The organism is Arthrobacter sp. LAPM80, assembly GCF_046736435.1.
In the GTDB taxonomy this organism is placed as follows: Bacteria; Actinomycetota; Actinomycetes; order Actinomycetales; family Micrococcaceae; genus Specibacter.
The window spans coordinates 175,216-195,901 of the sequence record NZ_JBCHVD010000002.1; the positions used below are offsets into that span (position 1 = coordinate 175,216).

19 protein-coding genes are annotated in these 20,686 nt (G+C 62.7%); 9 read left to right on the forward strand and 10 right to left on the reverse strand.

Going from position 1 to position 20,686, the window contains the following annotated elements:
* Positions 1 to 194: 194 nt before the first annotated feature.
* Together AAGW05_RS03150 and AAGW05_RS03155 are read left to right on the forward strand one after the other, a co-directional pair.
* Entirely contained in the window at positions 195 to 3,314 is a 3,120-nt protein-coding gene (locus AAGW05_RS03150) for a DUF3427 domain-containing protein (protein WP_411803189.1), read from the forward strand.
* Between the two features lie 111 nt (positions 3,315 to 3,425).
* A complete protein-coding gene (locus AAGW05_RS03155) occupies positions 3,426 to 4,223 on the forward strand; it encodes a glycosidase (protein ID WP_411803018.1) in 798 nt (265 codons plus the stop codon).
* 98 nt (positions 4,224 to 4,321) lie between these two features.
* Here AAGW05_RS03155 and AAGW05_RS03160 read toward each other — a convergent pair whose 3' ends face one another.
* Entirely contained in the window at positions 4,322 to 6,823 is a 2,502-nt protein-coding gene (locus AAGW05_RS03160) for an ABC transporter (protein ID WP_411803019.1), read from the reverse strand.
* A 131-nt stretch (positions 6,824 to 6,954) separates the two neighbouring features.
* Here AAGW05_RS03160 and AAGW05_RS03165 point away from each other — a divergent pair, with 131 nt between their 5' ends.
* On the forward strand, positions 6,955 to 7,893 hold the full coding sequence (locus tag AAGW05_RS03165; RefSeq protein ID WP_411803020.1) for a DNA-methyltransferase: 939 nt from the start codon (positions 6,955 to 6,957) through the stop codon (positions 7,891 to 7,893).
* 52 nt (positions 7,894 to 7,945) lie between these two features.
* On the opposite strand, the gene AAGW05_RS03170 is transcribed toward AAGW05_RS03165, so the two are convergent.
* From AAGW05_RS03170 to AAGW05_RS03185, 4 genes are all read right to left on the reverse strand, one after another.
* A complete protein-coding gene (locus AAGW05_RS03170) occupies positions 7,946 to 8,338 on the reverse strand; it encodes a hypothetical protein (RefSeq protein ID WP_411803021.1) in 393 nt (130 codons plus the stop codon).
* Between the two features lie 75 nt (positions 8,339 to 8,413).
* The gene (locus AAGW05_RS03175; protein WP_411803022.1) at positions 8,414 to 9,022 is read right to left on the reverse strand and encodes a hypothetical protein; all 609 of its coding nucleotides are present in this window, start codon (positions 9,020 to 9,022) and stop codon (positions 8,414 to 8,416) included.
* Positions 9,023 to 9,112: 90 nt separating this feature from the next.
* Positions 9,113 to 9,478, reverse strand: a complete 366-nt coding sequence (locus AAGW05_RS03180; RefSeq protein ID WP_411803023.1) for a hypothetical protein — start codon at positions 9,476 to 9,478, stop codon at positions 9,113 to 9,115.
* A gap of 12 nt (positions 9,479 to 9,490) precedes the next feature.
* The gene (locus AAGW05_RS03185; RefSeq protein WP_411803205.1) at positions 9,491 to 9,811 is read right to left on the reverse strand and encodes a hypothetical protein; all 321 of its coding nucleotides are present in this window, start codon (positions 9,809 to 9,811) and stop codon (positions 9,491 to 9,493) included.
* Here AAGW05_RS03185 and AAGW05_RS03190 point away from each other — a divergent pair.
* The 3 genes from AAGW05_RS03190 to AAGW05_RS03200 all read left to right on the forward strand — a co-directional run bounded on the left by AAGW05_RS03190 (position 9,717) and on the right by AAGW05_RS03200 (position 13,905).
* Positions 9,717 to 11,228: an acetyl-CoA hydrolase/transferase family protein gene (locus AAGW05_RS03190; RefSeq protein WP_411803024.1), complete on the forward strand. Its 1,512-nt coding sequence runs from the start codon at positions 9,717 to 9,719 to the stop codon at positions 11,226 to 11,228. The genes AAGW05_RS03185 and AAGW05_RS03190 overlap by 95 nt on opposite strands.
* A 277-nt stretch (positions 11,229 to 11,505) precedes the next feature.
* Complete coding sequence (locus AAGW05_RS03195; protein WP_411803025.1) at positions 11,506 to 12,204, forward strand: alpha/beta fold hydrolase; 699 nt, start codon at positions 11,506 to 11,508, stop codon at positions 12,202 to 12,204.
* Between the two features lie 21 nt (positions 12,205 to 12,225).
* A complete protein-coding gene (locus tag AAGW05_RS03200; protein WP_411803026.1) occupies positions 12,226 to 13,905 on the forward strand; it encodes an acyl-CoA dehydrogenase family protein in 1,680 nt (559 codons plus the stop codon).
* 570 nt (positions 13,906 to 14,475) lie between these two features.
* Here the strand turns inward: AAGW05_RS03200 and AAGW05_RS03205 are convergent.
* The 3 genes from AAGW05_RS03205 to AAGW05_RS03215 form a co-directional block, all read right to left on the reverse strand.
* On the reverse strand, positions 14,476 to 15,327 hold the full coding sequence (locus AAGW05_RS03205; RefSeq protein WP_411803027.1) for a cytochrome c biogenesis CcdA family protein: 852 nt from the start codon (positions 15,325 to 15,327) through the stop codon (positions 14,476 to 14,478).
* Positions 15,328 to 15,329: 2 nt separating this feature from the next.
* Positions 15,330 to 16,067: a DsbA family protein gene (locus AAGW05_RS03210; protein ID WP_411803028.1), complete on the reverse strand. Its 738-nt coding sequence runs from the start codon at positions 16,065 to 16,067 to the stop codon at positions 15,330 to 15,332.
* A 154-nt stretch (positions 16,068 to 16,221) separates the two neighbouring features.
* A complete protein-coding gene (locus tag AAGW05_RS03215) occupies positions 16,222 to 16,659 on the reverse strand; it encodes a hypothetical protein (protein WP_411803029.1) in 438 nt (145 codons plus the stop codon).
* Between the two features lie 479 nt (positions 16,660 to 17,138).
* On the opposite strand from AAGW05_RS03215, the gene AAGW05_RS03220 reads away from it, so the two are divergent.
* The 3 genes from AAGW05_RS03220 (at position 17,139) to purN (ending at position 19,547) form a co-directional block, all read left to right on the forward strand.
* The gene (locus tag AAGW05_RS03220; protein ID WP_038467205.1) at positions 17,139 to 17,342 is read left to right on the forward strand and encodes a cold-shock protein; all 204 of its coding nucleotides are present in this window, start codon (positions 17,139 to 17,141) and stop codon (positions 17,340 to 17,342) included.
* Between the two features lie 278 nt (positions 17,343 to 17,620).
* Positions 17,621 to 18,943, forward strand: coding sequence for a DUF6350 family protein (locus AAGW05_RS03225; RefSeq protein WP_411803030.1), 1,323 nt, complete (start codon positions 17,621 to 17,623; stop codon positions 18,941 to 18,943).
* Positions 18,944 to 18,977: 34 nt separating this feature from the next.
* Positions 18,978 to 19,547 (forward strand): phosphoribosylglycinamide formyltransferase, encoded by a 570-nt coding sequence (gene purN / locus AAGW05_RS03230; protein ID WP_411803031.1) that lies wholly within the window; start codon positions 18,978 to 18,980, stop codon positions 19,545 to 19,547.
* Positions 19,548 to 19,633: 86 nt separating this feature from the next.
* Here purN and AAGW05_RS03235 read toward each other — a convergent pair whose 3' ends face one another.
* Positions 19,634 to 20,257: a DedA family protein gene (locus AAGW05_RS03235; RefSeq protein WP_411803032.1), complete on the reverse strand. Its 624-nt coding sequence runs from the start codon at positions 20,255 to 20,257 to the stop codon at positions 19,634 to 19,636.
* Positions 20,258 to 20,303: 46 nt separating this feature from the next.
* Positions 20,304 to 20,606: a hypothetical protein gene (locus AAGW05_RS03240; protein ID WP_411803033.1), complete on the reverse strand. Its 303-nt coding sequence runs from the start codon at positions 20,604 to 20,606 to the stop codon at positions 20,304 to 20,306.
* Positions 20,607 to 20,686: the final 80 nt, after the last annotated feature.

Below are 20,686 nucleotides of genomic sequence, written 5' to 3' on the forward strand. Positions count from 1 at the left end.
ACGTCGTTGTGGTCATGGGAATTTGGTGACCGATAAACCGCGCCTTCGTGTGGGCTGGATATGTGCGACGCTATGGATCCCAGATTGAGCAAGACTTCTAACGAGTAGTCTCGGCACCACTTTTAGTCTTTGTCGCACCCACCACATAGCCTGGCCTGGTGAACATATTTGATGGGGGAGAATCGGCGGAACTGCTGGTCGCGGGACTCTATGAGCTGCTGCATACCGACGACCTTGATACACGGCTTCGGGCTGTCCCCGACCTTCAGCCCGGGATCGTCAATCTGGACAGTGAAGTGTCCCCGGACATCCTTGCCCGTCATGTTGCCGAAGCCGTCCGCACTATTCTCACCGCCACAAAAGCTGAGGACCGTGTTGCCAAGACTAACCAGATTCTGAGTAGCATCGGCCCCGGCAATCACGTTACCGAAGGCCCAAAGCAGCTCCAGTCCCTTCATAAGCCGGATGCACTTAAGCGCCGACAGCTGCGCCGGCCAACAACACTTCTCAGCGACAGTGCACTTCTCACCAATGGCAAGGACGATCCCAATCTTGCGGCCGAAATCAGGACGGAGATTGAATCGGCGGATTCCGTTGATCTGCTCTGTGCCTTCATCCGCTGGACAGGCATCCGTCTCCTGGACTCCGCCTTGCTTGGTTTGAAGGAACGCGGCGGCAAACTGCGGGTCATCACCACCACTTACATGGGCGCAACCGAGCGCCGGGCTGTCGACCAGCTCGTCAATGAATACGGCGCAGAGGTTAAGATCAGCTATGAAACCCAATCGACCAGGCTTCATGCAAAAGCGTGGCTGTTCCGCCGCAACACCGGCTTCGACACCGCCTATGTTGGCAGCTCGAACCTGAGCCAAGCCGCCATGCTGGACGGATTGGAATGGAATGTCAGGCTTTCCAATGTTGGCACTCCGTCCCTGCTCCAAAAGTTTGGCATCACCTTTGACAGTTACTGGGAGCAGCGGGCGTTCCTGAGCTACGATCCAGAGCTGGATTCTGACAAACTTGATGCTGCCCTGTCCCGCAACGGCGGCAAGTTCACCTCTGCACCGGATTCCCTGACCGGTTTGGAAATCCTGCCCTTCCTCCACCAGGAAGAGATGCTGGAGGACCTGGAGGCCGAGCGGGCCAAGGGTTTCCACCGGAACCTGCTCGTCGCCGCCACAGGCACGGGCAAAACTGTGATTGCTGCGCTTGACTACAAGCGATTGTGCGAAGCTGCCGGGCGTGAGCTTTCGCTGCTTTTCATTGCCCACCGCAAGGAAATTCTGCAACAGTCCATGACGACGTACCGCAACGTCATGCAGGACGGCACATTCGGCGAACTGTACGTAGGTGAGCACAAGCCCGCGCTATGGAAACACGTCTTCGCCAGTGTCCAGTCCCTCTCGGCCCAGGGCATTGATGAGTTGCCCGCTGACCGGTTCGACGTCGTCGTCATCGACGAGTTCCACCATTCGGCAGCGCCCACTTACCGTAAACTCATCGACCACCTCACCCCGGCGGAACTGTTGGGGCTCACAGCAACGCCCGAGCGCGGCGATGGAATTCACGTTGCCGACGAATTCTTCGAAGGGCGCACGGCCAGCGAACTGCGACTGTGGGATGCACTCGATGCGGATCTGCTGGTTCCGTTCCACTATTTCGGCGTCTCGGACGACGTCGACCTGCGCCATCTTCAGTGGAAACGCGGCTCCTACGACTTGGCGCAGCTAAGCCAGCTCTATACCGGCAATGATGCGCGCGCTGCAAAGGTCATTCGAGAACTGCGGGACAAGGTCACCAGCACGGCGGACATGCGCGCCATCGGATTCTGCGTCTCCGTCCAGCACGCCGTTTTCATGGCTGACGTGTTCAACCGGGCAGGGATCGCCTCGGTCGCCGTTTCAGGCCAGACGGACTGCGGCGAACGGACCCTCGCGCTTCGACGCCTGCGTGACCGGGAGATCAACTGCATCTTCGCCGTTGATCTGTTCAACGAGGGTTTGGACCTGCCCCAGATGGATACGATCCTGCTGCTTCGACCGACACAGAGTTCCACGATCTTCATCCAGCAACTCGGACGCGGGCTGCGCCGGGCCCCGGGCAAGTCCGTCCTGACTGTTCTGGATTTTATCGGTCAGCAACACCGCGAGTTCCGGTTCGATGTCCGCTACCGTGCACTGACCGGATATGGCCGGAAACAGCTCACGAAGGCTGTTGATGATGATTTCCCGTTCCTGCCATCTGGATCGCAGATCATCCTTGACCGGGTTGCCAAGGGCGTTGTGCTGACCAGTTTGAAGGCACAACTGAAATTGAACCGCCCCAGCCTGGTCAAGGACATCAAGTCATACGCCGAGGTGCTGCTTGGGGAATACCTGGCGATGTCCGGAAACGACATCAAGACCATCTACCGGTCGACGAAGGACTCCTGGACTGGATACCTGCGGCAGGCGAACCTGATCCAGGGGCTCTCGGCCTCCGAAGTGCTGATTAAGGACAAGCTTGATGAGTTGTCGCTTAGCGCCGAGACCAAACTGCTGTCACGCATGGCAGCGTTGATCCATGTTGATGACAAGGAGCGCGCAGATGCGTATTCCATGCTGGTATCCGACGACGCTCCGGCGTATTCAGAGTTGACCTCGCGGGAGCAGGTCTTTGCTCGAATGCTTTTCTACACACTGTGGGCCGACGCCGGAGGGTTTACTTCTTACGATGCGGGCTTCGAGTACCTGAGGCGGTATCCGTACGTGTGCCATGAGATTCAGCAGATCGTTGCCATGGGAGCCGCGGCCTCCAAACGCGCGGGGAAGAGCCTGGGCATGGAGTTGGCCGGAATTCCGTTGCTCTCACACTCCAGCTATCGACGCGAAGAGATACTGGCGGCGTTGGAGTACGGGTCTCTGGAACTCGGCAAGAATGTTAGCCATCGCGAAGGCGTTGCATGGTGCCCGGCCACGCGCACGGATGCCTTCTTCGTGACCCTTAATAAGGACGAAGCCAACCACTCGGCGACCACCATGTACAAGGACTACGCCATCAGCCCCGAGCTGTTCCATTGGGAGTCGCAGAATGCCACATCGCCAAGTAGCCCGACCGGTCAGCGCTATCTGAACCGAAGGTCTCACGGCTCCCGAGTTGTCTTGTTCACCCGGGAAGTGGCGGAGGATGAGACCGGGCTGACCATGCCCTATACGTGTCTCGGGCAGGTTGACTATGTCCAGCACAAGGGCGAGAAGCCGATTGCCATCACCTGGAAGCTGCAGCGCCCCATGCCTGCTGATGTGTTTGCGGATGCGGCAGCAGTGGCCCAATAGTAGCTTGAACCCGTCTTCAAGGCGGTGGTCGCAGTAATTGCGTCACGTACTGCGCAGTAGCCGTTCTACGTGCCACAGTGGAACGGTAACCGTTCCTACAGGAGGATCACTGTGTCCGTTCGAGATAACACCAACCGCCGGCTCAAGGAAGTTCTGGACATCATGGCAGCCGGATCGTGGCTGGATGAGAAGCCCAATGGGGGAGAGGTCTTGGCCGAAGCCACTGCCCGGATTCCTTTCACCAAGGAAGAGTCAGAGCTTCTCAGCGGCGGCATTCCCCGCGGGCATAAGAACCTGACCAAGGCCACAGCCGACCTCGTCAAGGCAGGCTGGATGAGCAAGGGTCGCAGCGGCTGGGCCATCACCGACAACGGGCTGCGCGCCACGGTCGCTTTTGACACGGTGGAAAAACTGGCCGACGCACTCAGTAACGGCACCTTGATTCCTGAAGGGACCCCGCTGCCGCAAAAGCCGGCTGACGCACCGGCAGCGGCCGCAGCCAAGAAAGCTCCGGCCAAAAAAGCTCCCGCCAAGAAGCTTTCTGCGACGCAGAAGCCCGCCGAAGCTGCTGCTGAACAGCAGCAGGCAGCGTCCGGCGTCACACCTGAAAACCAGCCGGCCTCCGTGGCCCTGGTGGGTGATTTCGGCACCAAGCTGGGGGCCTCCGGAAACTGGGACCCCAGCCATTCCGCCGTGCAGATGGACCTGGACAGCATCGGCGGGCTCTGGCAGCTGACCGCCGATCTTCCCCGGGGCCACTACAGCTACAAGGCCGTTGTCAACGGCAGCTGGGATGAAAACTACGGCGCTTTCGGCGTGCTCGACGGCGCCAATCACGAGTTCTCCCACGCCGGTGGAACCGTCACGTTCCACTACAACCACGCCACCAAGGATGTCCTGCGCGGCTAAAAGCCGACCACGTCTGACCAGCCCCGGGTGTTGCCACGGAAACGGTCAACGCCTGGGGTAGGCGCCGCTCAGCCCCAGCCGGCGCCGCTCAGCCCCAGTTAACGCCTCGCCAACGCCGCAGCCAGGTAGGGTGCGGTCCGGCTGCCCTTGGCTGAGGCCACATCCTCGGGTGACCCTGTTGCCATGATACGGCCGCCGTCTGCCCCGCCCGACGGCCCCAGGTCGATGACCCAATCGGCGGCGGCAACCACCTCCATGTCGTGCTCCACCACCACCACAGTATTGTCGGCCTCCACCAGCCGGTTGAGCTGATGCATCAGCAGCTGCACATCGGCTGGGTGCAGCCCTGTGGTGGGTTCATCCAAAAGATACAGCGTGTGGCCGCGCTTGGGACGCTGCAGCTCGGTGGCCAGCTTGATCCTCTGCGCCTCGCCGCCGGAGAGCTCCGTGGCAGGTTGGCCCAGACGGAGATACCCCAGCCCCACTTCGCGCAAGGTGGCCAGGCTCCGTGCCGCGGCGGGGATTCCCGCAAGCACCTGCGCAGCCGCATCCACCGTCAACCCCAGAATCTCGGCAATGGTGTGTCCCATGAATTCCACGGACAGGGTCTCGTCGTTGAAACGGGAGCCGTGGCAGACCGGGCATGGCCCGTAGCTGCCCGGAAGGAACAGCAGCTCCACGGCAACCGCCCCTTCGCCCAGGCACGTTTCGCAGCGCCCACCGGCAACATTGAAGGAGAACCGCGCCGCGGTGAAACCCTTGGCGCGTGCTTGGGCCGTGGCAGCAAACTCGCGCCGTACGGCGTCGAACATTCCCGTGTAGGTGGCGAGGTTGGAGCGCGGAGTCCGGCCAATGGGGCGCTGGTCCACCTGCACCACGCGATCCACACCGTCGAACCCCGAATCCGTGGCCGACGCGCCCAAACCGTCCTCGCCGTCCTCGTCATGACCGCCGGCGGTGCCGTTCAACACCTGCAGCAGCGTGGACTTGCCCGAGCCCGAAACGCCGGTAATGGCTGTCAGAACGTTCCTCGGCACCCGTGCGTCAACGTCCCGGAGGTTGTGGACGGTGATTCCCGCCATCTCCATCCAGCCTTGCGGGACACGCCGCGCATCGGTGCCAAGCTCGACGGCGTCGGCGTCTGGAGACAGAGGGGTGGCAGGTGACGCCCCCTCCAAGAGGAACGGGCGCGTGAGGGACTCCTTGACACCGGCAATCCCCTTGACCGGGCCGCTATAGACAATCCGGCCGCCGTGTTCCCCGGCCTGGGGGCCCACATCAACCAGCCAGTCCGCGCGCCGGACCATGTCCATGTTGTGCTCGACGATGAAGACGGTATTTCCGGAACTCTTGAGCTTTTCCAGCACTTCCAAGAGCGGCTCGGCATCGGCAGGATGCAGCCCGGCGGAGGGTTCATCCAGGACGTAAATGACCCCGAACAGACCCGAACGGAGCTGGGTGGCAATGCGCAGCCGCTGCATTTCACCGGGGGAGAGGGTTGGTGTGCTGCGGCCCAGGCTCAGATACCCCAGACCCAGATCCAGCAGCACCGTGATGCGTTGGCGCAGGTCCGCAGCGATCGCCGCCGCGACTGCCGTGCGGCTGCCGTCATCTCCGGCCGGGACAGCGGTGAGCCTCTGCAGGGAGGCGGCGAGTTCCGTCAGGGGCAGGGCATTCATGGCGGAAATGTTCATGCCCTCAACTGTCACCGCCATGGCCTGTGTTTTCAGCCCGCTTCCGGCGCATTCGGGGCACGGTCCTGAATGCATGAACGTCAGCGCGTTTTCTCGCATGGGAACACTCTTGGTGTTCGCCAATGTGTGCAGCACATGGCTGCGGGCACTCCAGAACCTTCCCTTGTAGGGCTTGGCCACCCGGTCCCGTTGCGGGGTCACCTCCACAACAGGCTGCTCCTCGGTATAAAGGATCCAGTCGCGCTCCTTTTTGGGCAGCTTCTTCCAGGGAACGTCGACGTCGTAGCCCAAGTGGGTGAGGATGTCACGCAGGTTTTTCCCCTGCCAGGCACTGGGCCAGGCTGCGACGGCACCTTCCCGGATTGTGAGGTTCGGGTCCGGAACCAGCAGTTCCTCGGTGACGGTGTGGGCCGTTCCCAAGCCATGGCAGACCGGGCACGCCCCGGCCACGGTGTTGGGTGAGAACGAATCGGAGTACAAGATCTCCGCACCCGCAGGGTAGTCACCCGCGCGGGAAAATAGCATCCTCAGCGAATTTGAGAGCGTTGTCACCGTCCCCACGGAGGAACGGGTGCTGGGGGTCCCGCGCCGCTGCTGCATGGCCACCGCGGGAGGCAGGCCCGCAATGGATTCGACCCGGGGCGTGTTGCCTTGCTGGATGAGGCGGCGCGCATACGGGGCTACCGATTCAAAGTATCTGCGTTGGGCCTCAGCAAAAATTGTGCCGAAGGCCAGCGATGATTTGCCGCTTCCGGAAATGCCGGTGAAGGCGACAATTGCATCGCGGGGGACGTCCACGTCCACGTTTTTCAGATTGTTCTCACGGGCGCCGCGGACTTGGACGAATCCGCCGCTTTCATTGCCGGTGGTTGTGGTGTCCTGAGCTGAACCATTGTGGAATGCCATTTATCGACACTAGCGCGAATTTTCCGTGCCCGCTTAGTGCAGGCTGCAGCCCGCCTGACAAACCCGCCGGATCCGTCCGGCACAAGATGCCCCGGTTTCGGCACTGCAGGCCGCCCCGCTAGCCTTGAGGCATGACATCGGACGCAAGTGAAGCACCCCAAGGCCCGGCCTCGGCAACCTCCTGGCAGGCAACAGGGAACAACTTGGTGGTCGAAGGTGACAACCTCGGCTTCCTGGGGACCCTGCCGGACGCGAGTTTCCGGCTCATCTACATTGACCCGCCGTTCAACACAGGCAAGGTCCAGGCCCGCAACAACATGACCAACGTGCGCAGCGAAAGCGGCTCGCGCGTGGGTTTTCAGGGCCGCAGCTACGACACCATCAAGGGCCTGACGCTCAGCTACAACGATTCCTTCGGCGACTACTGGGAATTCCTGGAGCCCCGGCTCGAGGAGGCCTGGCGCCTGCTGGCCGATGACGGCACCCTGTACCTGCACCTTGACTACCGCGAAGTCCACTACGCGAAAGTCCTCCTTGACGCGCTCTTTGGCCGCGAATGCTTCCTCAACGAGATCATCTGGGCCTACGATTACGGCGCCCGCACCAAAAAGAAGTGGCCCGCCAAGCACGACAACATCCTCGTCTATGTCAAAAACCCCAAAACGTACTACTTCAACAGCGCCGAGGTTGACCGCGAGCCCTACATGGCGCCCGGCCTCGTCACGCCCGAAAAAGTGGCCCTGGGCAAGCTCCCCACCGATACCTGGTGGCACACCATCGTCTCGCCGATGGGCAAGGAAAAGACGGGCTACCCCACCCAAAAACCGCTTGGGATCCTGCGCCGCATCATCGCGGCCAGCACCGAGCGCGGCGACTGGGTTCTGGATTTCTTCGGCGGCAGCGGGACCACTGGGGCCGCTGCCCTGCAGCTTGAGCGCAAGTTCGTGCTCGTGGACCAGAACCCCGAGGCCATCGCCGTCATGCGCACCCGACTGGCCGCCGAGGACCCCACGCTGGATAGGCCCGAGCCTGCTGCCGTGGAGTTTATTAGGCACGACGGCGCCCAGTAGTTTCGCTGCCACCTTGGCTTGCGCCGTGCTCGAGCAGGCGGCACGGCCTGGATCAGCCCAGCGGGATCAGCCAGTCCACCGTGAGGTAAATGCACGCGGCAATACTCACAGCGCAGGTGAGAAGCGCCAAGATCCAGAGGGACCGGCGTCGTAGTCTCACGGCGAATCCCAGCAGCGGGGGAAATGCCGCCATGCACAGTGTGGCAAGCAGGCCAAGGATGCCGAGGGTCACGCCCGACGCGGTGACCGAGGAATCAAGGGAACCCGTCATGACCACCAGTGAAATCGCCGCCAGCAGCACCACGGGGTAGAGCAGAATTATCCAGCCGACGAGCGTTATTCCGATGGTCCACCAGATGGCGCGCAGCGGCTTTCCGGGTGCAACAGACTGCGACCGGCCAACGGCCAATCGTTGGGACGGGATCTCGCTGTGGGGGCGGGGCATGGAATTATTCTGGCAGGCCCGGCTGGGCCGCCGCTGTGGATTCGGGGGGATGGTGGCTGCTTGCTCAGGATGGAATCAGTCATGGCGGACTACCGTGGCTGAGGATTCGGCGTTTCTCGCAGGTGCCAAGCGGGATGTGACGGCAATGAACACGAGGAGGGCTGCGGTGACACCGGCGACTTCCCAGCCGGTCAAGGCACGTGAGCAGCGGCACTCTGTGGGATGAATTGCGAGGGCCTCGGCCGCTGGCCTCTGAGCCACAGATACCTGGCGGGTAGCGACCGCCAACTTTCGCCTTCTCCAATATTCAGGGACACCATAAATAATCACGGCCCAAACGAGCATGAAACCGACAACACTCGCTGCGCCGGTCACAGCCATCCCTGTGTAGTCGCGACCCAACTGCCAAATACCGTAGATCGTGAGTGCCAGGCCTGCGAATTCACATAGCTTGGCAATGATCTTCATCGGCTTGCGAACTTTGGCCGTTCCCGTCAATTTGTGGGCGATGCCAGGACCGGCGTAGCCAAAGATGACGGCAGAGAACGCAGCGAAGGCGCCCAAAACAGTCAACTTGATCGTTTCAGCGGAATCGGCATTGATGTAGAGGCATACGCCTACACCGATGTCCCTCGCTGTACCCCACAGGAGGTACTGAGAAGTTTCGCTGGCGATTGTCGCCATGACATTAACGCAATGGTTGGGATCAAACACTGCCGCTCCCCGGAGAGTGGAAACTTGGCGTTCTGAGGCGGCTCATCGGCGGTCGGTGGCTCATCCCAGGTTGCCGAGCCAGCGGAAGATGAAATACAAGATGACGGCGACTGTCGGTATGCCGGTGATGATTGCCCCACGCCACAAGGCACGTTCGCGGTGAATGACGGCCTGGCCCAGCAGGTGCGGTGCGGCGATCATGCAAAACAGCAGGACGGCGCCCAGGAGGATCAGTGCCAGCTTGCCCGGGGTTGCCAGGCTGGCCGAGGGCTCAATGACAGTCGCGAGAATCAGTATCGCCATCAAAATGATGGGCAGGATCACCACGGCCCAGCCGATGAGAGAGACCACGGTTCCTGTCAGTTGTGAACGCTGCGGCCGCAGCTGTTCGCCATGGACGGGTGGGAGGCCGGGAGTCTCAGTCATGCTCTATTTCTATCAGTATTGGCCCGGTAACTTCAGTTCGTTGCACCGGTTGCCGCCGTGCGCATGGCCTGCCGTGCGAGAAGGTGCACTTCGCGCCGCAAGCCCGGTGCCGGCGTCGTACTTAATCTTGAAGACAGTCATGGACGGGAAATCCGGCTGGGTGTATGCTGCATCACCGTCTATAGTGGTTTGGATGACATTGCCGGATGATACCGGAAAATTTTGAAAGAGGACCACTGTGCACGATCGTATCCGCCACGCTGGAATGTTGGAGAAGCGCATGTCGCCCGAGGCGGCAGCAGCGCTGATTAAGCCCGGAATGACGGTCGCCATGAGCGGCTTCACGGGTGCCGGCTACCCTAAGGCCGTCCCGCAGGCGCTGGCGGCGCAGATGGAAATCGCGCACGCGGCCGGCGCGGATTTCAAGATCAAGGTCCTCACGGGCGCCTCCACGGCCCCCGAGCTCGACGGCGTCCTCGCCAAGGTGGGCGGCATTGAGCTGCGCCTGCCGTACATGTCGGATCCCGCGCTGCGCAAGCGGATCAACGACGGCGAACTCGACTACATGGACATTCACTTGAGCCACGTTGCACAGCACACCTGGTTCGGCTTCTACGGCGGCATCAACATCGCCATCATCGAAGTTGTCGGGATTCGTGAAGACGGCAAGCTGATCCCGTCGTCGTCGGTGGGCAACAACAAGACCTGGCTGGACATGGCAGACGCCGTGATCATCGAGGTCAACGCGCAGCAGTCCGCCTCCATGGAAGGCATGCACGACATCTACTACGGCACCGCGCTGCCCCCGTACCGCAAGCCCATCATGCTGACAGAGCCGGAAGACCGCATCGGCGTCCCGTACCTGCACGTCGACGCCGAGAAGGTCATCGCCGTCGTGGAGACGAACGCACCGGACCGCCTCTCCGCCTTCGCCGCACCCGACGAGGCCTCAAACCAGATCGCCAACCACCTGCTGGACTTCCTCGACGTCGAAATCAAGGCCGGCCGCCTGACCGATAAGCTGCTGCCGCTGCAGTCGGGCGTGGGCAATATTGCCAATGCCGTGCTGGCAGGACTGTCCCGCGGTGGATACCGCGGCCTGAAGGCGTACACCGAGGTCATCCAGGACGGCATGCTGGAGCTCCTCAAGGACGGCACGCTGGCGTTCGCCTCCGCAACGTCCTTCTCCCTGTCCGAGGCAGGCATCGAGGAGTTCAACCGCAACGTTGACTTCTACCGTGAGCGCATCGTCTTCCGCACCCAGGAGATTTCCAACCACCCCGAACTGATCCGCCGGCTGGGCTGCATCGCCCTGAACGGCATGATCGAAGCGGACATCTACGGCAACGTGAACTCCACGCACGTGGTGGGCTCGCATGTCATGAACGGCATCGGCGGATCCGGCGACTTCGCCCGTAACGGCTACCTTGGCGCGTTCATGTCCCCGTCGACGGCCAAGGGCGGCAAGATCTCAGGCATCGTTCCCATGGCCAGCCACGTCGACCACACCGAGCACGACACCATGCTCATCATCACCGAGCAGGGCCTGGCCGATCTGCGCGGCCTCTCACCGAAGCAGCGTGCCCGCGTCATTGTTGAAAACTGCGCGCACCCGGACTACAAGCCCATGCTCGAGGACTACTTCGCCCGTGCATCGCGCGACTCCTACGGCAAGCACACCCCGCACCTGATGGGCGAGGCGCTGTCCTGGCACCAGCGCTACATCGAAACCGGTGACATGCGCCTGTAGGTTCCAGGTCTTCCTGGTGCGTGCGGGTTGGCCCCGTTCCTGCTGCCTCTGTGGCCGCGGGGACGGGGTTTTCCTGCGTCCTGGGCGGCCCGGCTCCGTCAAGACGCCCCCAACCCGCGAGCCGACCCACAAGATACGTCGTTCTGGCGGGTTGGCCCCGTTCTCGGTGACCACGTACGGCTTGGGCCCGGTTTCGGCGCCGTCCTCGACGCCATAGCTGCCTGTAGGGGATTCGCCTTGGTACATTGAGGTGAAACCCTTGAGGGAAGGTGGGACCATGGCGACGATTGTCTTGGTGCACGGACTGTGGTCGGACGGATCGAGCTGGTCCAAGGTCATCACCGAGTTGCGGGCCATGGGGCACGCCCCCGTTGCGGCACAGCTGTCCCTGGAGTCGTTCGACGACGACGTTGCCTCCGTCCGCCGCACACTCGCCACGGTTTCGGGGCCGGTCTTGTTGGCCGGTTGGTCCTACGGCGGGGCTGTCATTGGCGAAGCGGCCCGCGGTGTTGATGCCGTCGAGGCGCTCGCCTATGTTGCGGCTTTTGCTCCGGCCGAGGGCGAATCGGTCAGCGGCCTGTCCCGCAAATACCCTGGCAGCCTGATTCCTGTACACGTTGTGGTGGCAGGGGACTATACCTACATAGATAGGGAACACTTTGGCGACGTTCTGGCAGCCGATGCCCCGTCCGAGCTTGTCGCGATCGCGGCGGCTACACAGCGCATGGTGCGGATCGGACTTGATCGGGTGAAGGTGGGGCCGCCAGCGTGGCTGGAGTTGCCGTCGCACTATCTTCTGGCAACGGAGGACCGCGCCGTTCCGCCGATGTTGCAACGGGAGCTGGCAGACCGCATGGGTGCCACGGTGACCGAGATTCGCTCCAGCCACTCGACGCTGTTATCCCGTCCGCGCGACGTGGCCCGGTTCCTTGACGGGGCATGCGCCGGGACCGGCGAGTCGGCCCCGTTCCCGTAAGCCGCGGCGTAGCCTGATGCCATGACCGTCAACGATGCCGGCACACGAGCCAGCCAATCCGCAGCCCACGAGACCCACCGCGTGACGAACCAGCCGCCGCCGCGTGTGGGCGTGAACGAGTACCTCGATAACATTCCGCTGCAGGAATATTTGCGCAGCATCGGAGACGCCGACAAGACAGGCGAAGCAGGGGTGACTGGCGCGCTCGAGGCGACGGGCGCCGTCGTCGGATCTGCACAGTTCCAGGACGACGCCCGGCTGGCCCACAAGAACCCGCCTGTTCTGCACACCCACAACAAATATGGCCAGCGGATCGATGAGGTGGAGTACCACCCGTCCTACCACCGCATCATGTCCCAGGCCGTTGCCGCCGGTGCGCACACGTCCGCGTGGGAGCATCCAGGCCGTGGCGCCAATGCCGTGCGGGCAGCCCAATTCATGCTTTTTGCTCAGGTCGAGCCCGGGCACGCGTGCCCCATATCCATGAGCCATGCAGCCGTCGAATCCCTGCACCATGCTCCGGAAATTGCTGGGGAGTGGCTGCCGCGGCTCTTCTCGCGCAGCTACGAACCGTCGCTGTCGCCGGGCAAACCGGGCGCCCTGTTCGGCATGGCCATGACCGAGAAACAGGGCGGATCGGACGTCCGGGCCAACACCACACGGGCAGCCCCCTACGGCGACGGCTTCATGCTCACGGGCCACAAATGGTTCTGTTCGGCGCCGATGTCCGACGCCTTCCTCGTCCTGGCGCAGGAGGACGCCGGACTTGGCTGCTTCCTCGTGCCGCGCGTGCTGCCCGACGGCGCCCGCAACCCGTTCATGATCCAACGGCTCAAGGACAAGGCCGGCAACCGCTCCAACGCGTCCTCCGAAGTGGAATTCCTCGACACCCGCGGGTGGCGGATCGGCGAGGCGGGGCGGGGAGTGCGCGCCATCATGGGCATGGTGGGCCAAACCCGCCTCGACTGCGTCCTTGGCACGACAGCCGGCATGCGCCAATCCGTGGCCGAGGCCGTGTGGCACGCCCGGCACCGCAGCGCATTTGGCGCGCATCTCATCGACCAGCCGGCCATGACAAACGTCCTTGCCGACCTCGCCCTTGAAGCCGAGGCGGCCACCGCCGTCAGCCTTCGCCTGGCCCGAGCCTTTGACAACGACGGCGGACCCACCGAACTCGCTTTTCGCCGCCTTGCCACTGCCGTCACCAAATACTGGGTGTGCAAGCGCGGCCCCAACCACGCCTACGAGGCCATGGAATGCCTGGGCGGCAACGGCTACATTGAGGACTTCCCCCTCGCCATGCGGTACCGGGAACAACCTGTCATGGCGATCTGGGAAGGCACCGGAAACGTGATTGCCCTCGACGTGCTGCGGGCCATGGCCATCGAACCCGAGACCGTGGACGCGTTCTTTGCCGATCTCCGGCTTGCCTCGGGTGCCAACCCTATCTTTGACGACTTTGCCGTGCGGCTGCAGGAACAACTGGCCCCGATCCGCCGGGCGCCGCATGAGTTTGCCGGCCAGGCCCGCAACGTTGTCGAACGCATGGCGCTGGCGTTGCAGGCGTCACTGCTGCTGCGGTTCGCGCCGGCCGCCGTCTCTGACGCTTTTGTCGCCTCCCGGCTGGGCGCCGATCGATCGTTCAACTACGGCAACCTCCCGGCGTCGTCCGATCTGGCCGGTATTCTCGAACGCGCCTGAGGCCGGTGGCACCCCCATTTTGAAGATAACTGAGGGGGTCGTCGCGAACTCCACCCCGCCAGCCAGGATCAGCAGCAGAGCGGAGCCGCCCAGCAGCGTTCCGTTGATCCCGTTGGAAGCCAACGGGGAGCTGGCTGCTGCAATAGCCAGTGCGAGGCTGACCGCAGCGTCATTGCCTCCTCCTCGCTGCCGGACGTGCTGCACCCGGTGCCCAACACAACGGGATCCGAGCGCAGTGTGATGGCCGCCGTCATCCCCGGCTTGACATTCCTGCCGGTGATGGTCAGTTCCCCGCCAGCAACTGCCAAGCCCACGTGGTGGCCGGAACCCTGCACGCATTCTCCTGGGTAATTCGGGGCAGGGCCCACCCCGGCGGCAGGCCTGTCCGTAGCGAACTTGCGCACAGTGCCGCATAGGACCACCACCCTGGCGGGACCTCGCGGCTGCAGAACGTGTTGGGAATGAGCACTCTCGCAATCGCGACCACAACGTAAACGATCACGCCAACTGCGGCAGTGACAAGCCAGCGCCGCAGCGGCTAACGCTGCAAGTTTTCGGCCACAACGAAGATCATGCGCGCCCGCGGTCGGCGCCCCGCGACACCGCTGCCCGCTCAGCCCGGCGCACGCGCCACAGATATACCCCGCCAACCACCAGCAGCACCACCAAGGCTGAGGCGCCGAAGGCAATGTTGGGGATCTTGGCGGAGAGGCCCGCGATCCACGACTCGGCCTCGTACTGAGCGTCGATGCTCAGCACGCCGCCCAAGGATGACGTGCCCTGTGTTTCCAGCAACAGCGAGCCGATGCCGATCGACAGGACACCCGAGACCACCATCCACACGGAGTTCTCCCACGCTCCGATCCTGAAACGGCGGGGCTTCAGCCAGCCCCGCGATCCCACCCCGAACCGCGTCCACACCAGCGACAGGACAAGCAGCGGCAGCGCCATGCCCAGTGCAAAGATCGCCAGCATGATCCCGCCGTAGAGCGGACTGCCGCCGGCCGCGGCCACCGCCAGCACCGAGCCAAGGATGGGGCCGGCACACACGCCGGCCACGCCATACACCGTGCCCAGCACAAAGACGGAGACCGCGGATGTCCCGTCGGCGCCTGCCCGTCGGCTCAGCCCAGGAAACTCCACGCCGAGGACCTGCAAAACACCAATGACAATCACGACGCCGGCCGCAACCGCTATCAACATCGAGCGATTTTGCATGACCATCGAACCGACAAGCCCGGCCAGCAGGCCCATCGGCACCAACGTTGTCAGCAGCCCGGCGTAGAACAATCCGGTGCGGCCCAGCAGCTTCGTGGGGCTGGCGAAGGCGTAGGCAAAAAACGCCGGCAGCAACATGACCGAACACGGGCTCAACAGGGTCAGGATTCCGCCAAGGAAGGCTCCCGTGTAACCAATATCCACGGCTACTTGGCCTTAGCCAATGCCTCGTCGATCACCTGGGTGAAGACCTCCATCGGCTGGGCGCCCGGGATCGACTGGTTGTTGATGACAAAGGTCGGCGTGCTGTTCAGTCCCAGCCCCGTGCCTTCTGCGAGGTCGGCCTTCACGAGCGCAAGGAGCTCGGGGCTCTTCATGTCGGCTGCGAACCTGACCATGTCGGGCACGCCGACCTGCTTGGCGAACTTCAGGAGCTCAGGCTCCGTCAGTTCCGAGTGGCCCTTTTCGGGGGCGGCGGTGTAGACGGCCTCATTGAACTGCCAGAACAGATCTTGGGCACCTGCCGCACGGGCAGCGACGGCGGCATTCACAGATGCTTCGCCCAGAACCGGCAAGTCGCGCCATTCAATGCGCAGCTGGCCCGCATCAACATACTTCTTAATGATCTCCGGCTGGGTCTTGCGGGCGTAGACACCACAGAACGGGCACCTGAAGTCCGAATACTCGATCATGACCACGGGCGCATCCACTGCGCCGATCGACATCGGATCGGCGGCAATGCGCCGCTCAAGGGTGAATTCCCCGGCCGGGCCGTTGCCGCCCGCCGTTGGCGCCGGCGGCCTGAGGTGAGGGGCCGCGGCGTTCAAACGGTTTTCATTGGCGGCTGCGCCAACAAAAACAATGGTCAAGACAACAACAACTCCCAGCACCAGTGCCAGGACAACATTCCGGGTCTTGTTGGTGCCCATTTTCTTGGTATTCAACTGCAAACTCCCACACTTGTGGAGGCGCGGCACATTCGCGGCCGCAGGTGGAAGCGGTCCGCCGGCAGCGCGCCGGAGGTATATATAAGGACATGGTCGACGCCGGACACCCGCCGCCTGCTGTCAGGCCGGGTTGGGTGCCGGTGCACCGGGTCTACGTCCGGACGATCCCAAGGTCCAGGTGAGTCAATGCCGCCGGGATCCTGCCGGACTGCCCTGCCGCGGAAGTGTCCGCCCGGGCCCCGCACAACAGTCCGGCCCCGGAGCTGCCGGGAGAGTGCTGCAGATGTGCCTGGGTCGGGGAAACGGCATCGCGTTCAACCCGGACCTTATTCCGCCCCGGCACGCATTCGGTTGAGCGTTGGCCGGTCGTTTCCACAACACTGGCCGTAAGGGGACGCGCACCCTGCGCTGCTTGCATCTGTGGTGCATGCGGTTTGGCTGCCTGGACTGCGGAGGCCAAGGCGGTGGTGGTCTGTGTGCCGGGGGAAGCCGGAGCTCCCGTTAAACCAATCGCCATGAGCACAAAGGCGGTGAAGGTCAGCAGGACTGTACGAACGGTAAAGCGGAGGGATTGCCTGCTGCTGCGCATTCACTGCCCCTTCATTCCGTGTTCCCCGGTCGACGCCGGCATATTTTCCCCACTATACGTGAGCCCCCTGAAGCGTCTTCGCCTGGTCCCGGGAGGAGAATCAGGGGGGATTCGGTCCGGGAGGCGGGTGCCGGCGTCGTACCCGGCGTTGGCGGCAATAGTCCGCGACATGCCGGTTAACGAAATGTGAACACTGAGTGCCATGTCACGGAAAGCTCCGCCAGAATCCGCGGAAACCCGGCAATTACGGACGATTTCGTAAATGTGAGAATCGATAAAGTGACACACCTCTCGACGCTTTGTGGCGTTTGTTCAATTGGTATGTATACTTGGACGTAGTTGTAGTGTTGCGTTTTTTGTAGTTGAAGCGACGCCACCCATTCGGGGGACGTCGCTTTTCTGGAGAAGCGGACTTACACCGTAAAACAGGAGGCCCGAAGGTCGGGCGGAATCTCCAACTTCAGAAGGAAATAGAAATAATGGCTACAGGTACCGTCAAGTGGTTCAACGCTGAAAAGGGCTTCGGCTTCATCTCACCCGATGACCAGTCCCAGGACGTGTTCGCACACTACTCCGCAATCAACTCCTCGGGCTACCGCTCCCTCGAAGAAAACCAGAAGGTTTCCTTTGATGTTGAGCAGGGTCCCAAGGGTCCTCAGGCAGTCAACATCCAGGCTATCTAATTTCTGAAGAAATCGTGCGGGCAACCGCGCAATCTCTTTAGTCCTTAGGGCTGGAGCAGGCAGGGTCCGGGTTTTCCCGGGCCCTGCTTGTATTTAACAATGTATTTAAAAAGCTGTATCTATAACCTGCACGGCCGGGTCCTCCCGGCTTTTCCTGCCAGGGTGTGGGGCTGTTGGCCAGCCCGCAGGGGTCGCTGCACGATTCACAGGATTTTGTGGCACAGTCCACCGGCGCAGTTCGCGAGCCATGTGTCCGCCGTGTGGCACCATTGAAGACGATGAACACCAAAGTTGCAAAGCACCAGCGCGACGGTATTCCCATGCCGCTGTGGCTGCAAGGGGCCTTCGAGTCTGCCCAAATGTTTGTTATCTCCGCCCTGATTGTGGCGATACCGCTGACAGCCGTCTGGTTTACGGGCGGCTTCGCGCAGAAGGATGGCTCGATCATCGCCCAGCTGGCGGGCCAGATCTGGCTCCTGGGCCATGGCGTTCCACTCCATCTCACCCTCGCAGCAGGCCCCAGCTCCGCGTCAGTGGAGACCGGAACCTTCAGCCTGCTTCCCCTCGGGTTGCTCCTGATTCCCTTCTTACTGTCCTGGCGGGCGGGGCGGCGGCTTGCCCGGGCGTCCTACACCGACCAGCTGTGGCAGCCACTTCTTGGTGCCTTGCTTGTCTACTCGGGCGCAGGTCTGGCCACAGGATATGTCTGCAGTTCCCAGGCCATTGCGGCACCGCTGCTTGCCAGCATGCTTATTCCGCTCATTCCCACCGGTGCGGGGCTCATCATTGGTATGCGGCGTGAAGCCGGTTCGTGGAGCAGGCTCATCGGCATGAGCGCAGCTGACTGGGTAGAGAAGACAAGCCAGGACCAGCGCTGGGCGGGCTCCTATGTGTGGACAGTGATGCGCGCAGGTTTTGTGGCCGCCATGGTTGCCTTGTCACTCTCGGCCCTGATGCTGGCCATCAACCTTGTTGCACGATGGACCGACATCATCGGCGTCTACCAGGCCCTGCGCCCCGGTGGAGTGGGTGGGGCGGCCCTGACGGTCGCACAACTCGCGTTCATGCCAAACCTGGCTATCTGGTCGCTTGCGTGGGCAGGCGGCGACGGCTTCAATCTCGGCGTGGGCTCCACAGTTTCACCCCTGGGAACGTCGGTGGCCCCTGTGCCGCCCATTCCGATCCTGGCGGCCCTGCCGGCCGGAACCATGACATGGGGATTTGCCGCGTTGATCATCCCCGTCATTGCCGGCATGCTGGCCGGCTGGTGGTTTGTGCGTGCCGGTGAGAACCACTTGGACGAATGGCTTTCCCTGAAGATCCGCCAGCGCTGGCTGTCCCTGCCCGGTTCAACCCTGTTCCTTGGCGTAGTGACCGGCGCGGCTGCAACGGCCTTTTGCGGGGTGCTGTTCTGGCTTTCCCAGGGATCGGTCGGACTGGGCCGTCTGAGCGAACTGGGACCGAACCCTTCCACCGGCGCACTGTGGGTCGGCATCGAGGTTGGCATCGGCGTCGTGATCGGTTCCCTGGTGGCTCCCTGGCTTGAAGGCGAACGCGATGGCCTGCCGCTGCTGCGCCGCCGCGAGGAAGCCGCCGAATAGGGTCTTCCTCGGCTTTGCCCCTAAAATTGTGGGCATGCGCATAGTTGTCCTAGTCTCAGGTACCGGTTCAAATCTTCAGGCAGTCATTGACGCCGTTGCCGACGGCAGCCTGCCTCTTGAAATCGCTGCCGTGGGTGCAGACCGCCCTGACACCTTTGGCATCGAGCGTTCCGAAGCGGCAGGCCTTGACACCTTCGTGGTCAACTTCAAGGACTTCCCCACACGCACCGATTGGGACGCCGCGCTCCTGGAGGCCGTCTCGGCGTACAAGCCCGATTATGTGGTTTCCAGCGGGTTCATGCGCATCGTCGCGCCCAGCTTCATCAATGCCTTCAAGGGCCGCTACGTCAACACCCACCCGGCCCTGTTGCCTGCCTTCCCCGGCGCCCACGGCGTCCGCGACGCCATGGCCTACGGCGTCAAGGTCACTGGCTGCACCGTGCACTTCGCCGACGCGGGTGTGGACACGGGCCCCATCATCGCCCAGGCGCCCATCGCCATCCTGCCCGAGGACACCGAGGACTCCCTGCACGGGCGCATCAAGGTGGCCGAGCGCGAGCTTCTCATCAAGGTTTTGGGCGACCTCGCCCGTGCCTCCCACTGATCCATGACGCAGTTATTGCATTGGAAGGCGCTTTCCTAACCCGATTTTGTGCAGTAACTGCGGCACAGATGGTGGGGCGGGAGGGGTTAAGGCTCGACGGCGGCAGCTTGCCTTGAGTTTTTCCGGTCAAGGAACCACGTGGAGACCTTGCCAACGAGCCAGCCAAGGACGATCGAAAGCACGATGGCGATGACCACGGCAAATTGCGTTGAGATGTTCGGCCACTGCCGGGTGAGCATGCCAATGCCCACCGAATAAGCGGACCAAATGGCTGCGGAGGTCACGGAAAAAGCCGTGAAGGCACGCAGCGGGTAGCCCGCAACTGTCGCGGCAATGTTGGAGGAGAGTCGCCCCATCGGGATGAACCGCGACGTCAGCATGAACATGTAGGGGCGTTGGCGGAGCCTGCGGGTTGCGGCCGCCACCGCTCTATCGCGCCGTGGCCCGCGGGAGGAACCCCACCGGGTGTTTCCGAACATCTTGGTGAACCAGTACGTCAGTAGGTCACCGGCCACGGCTCCGACCATCATGGCCAGCACCAGCGCAATGGCGCGGGGTCCGCCGTCCAGGCCGGCCAGGGCACCCAGTGCCACGAAGACCGTGGTGCTGGGCACAGGCGGGATCAATCCGGACACCATGACGAAGCCGCCGGTGACTACATACAGCCAGAAACTGTGCAGGAAGCCGGTGGTGTCGGCGGCGAGGTCCATGGGGTCCTTTTATCAGTGCGTGATGGAAACTGCTTGCCTGCGTACGTTACTTCCTGGTGCGGCCAAACACCAATGAAGTGATGGCGGTCGCAGCGGTGACGGTGTAAACGGCAGGCCAGGCGCCCATCTTTTTGGCCAGGGGGTGGGAGACGCCAAAAGCCACAACGTAGGTGGCGGCCAGGGCCGCTGCGGTGCCGGTTCCGGCGTTCTTCTTCCAACCCATGAAGGCTGCGGCGCCGGCTGCCGCCAGGACGGCGCCGCCGAGCTGGCGGTTGCCCGTGGCGCGGGCGCTCTGGTAGCCGCCGAGCAGGCCGGCGGTGGAGAAAACGGTGGGAAGCAGGGCGCTCATAGGTGTTCCTCAAGGTAGCTGAAAATTTGTGGTCAACAGAAGAGTACCGAACCAAGGTGGTGGAAGCCTGAGTGCCCCGG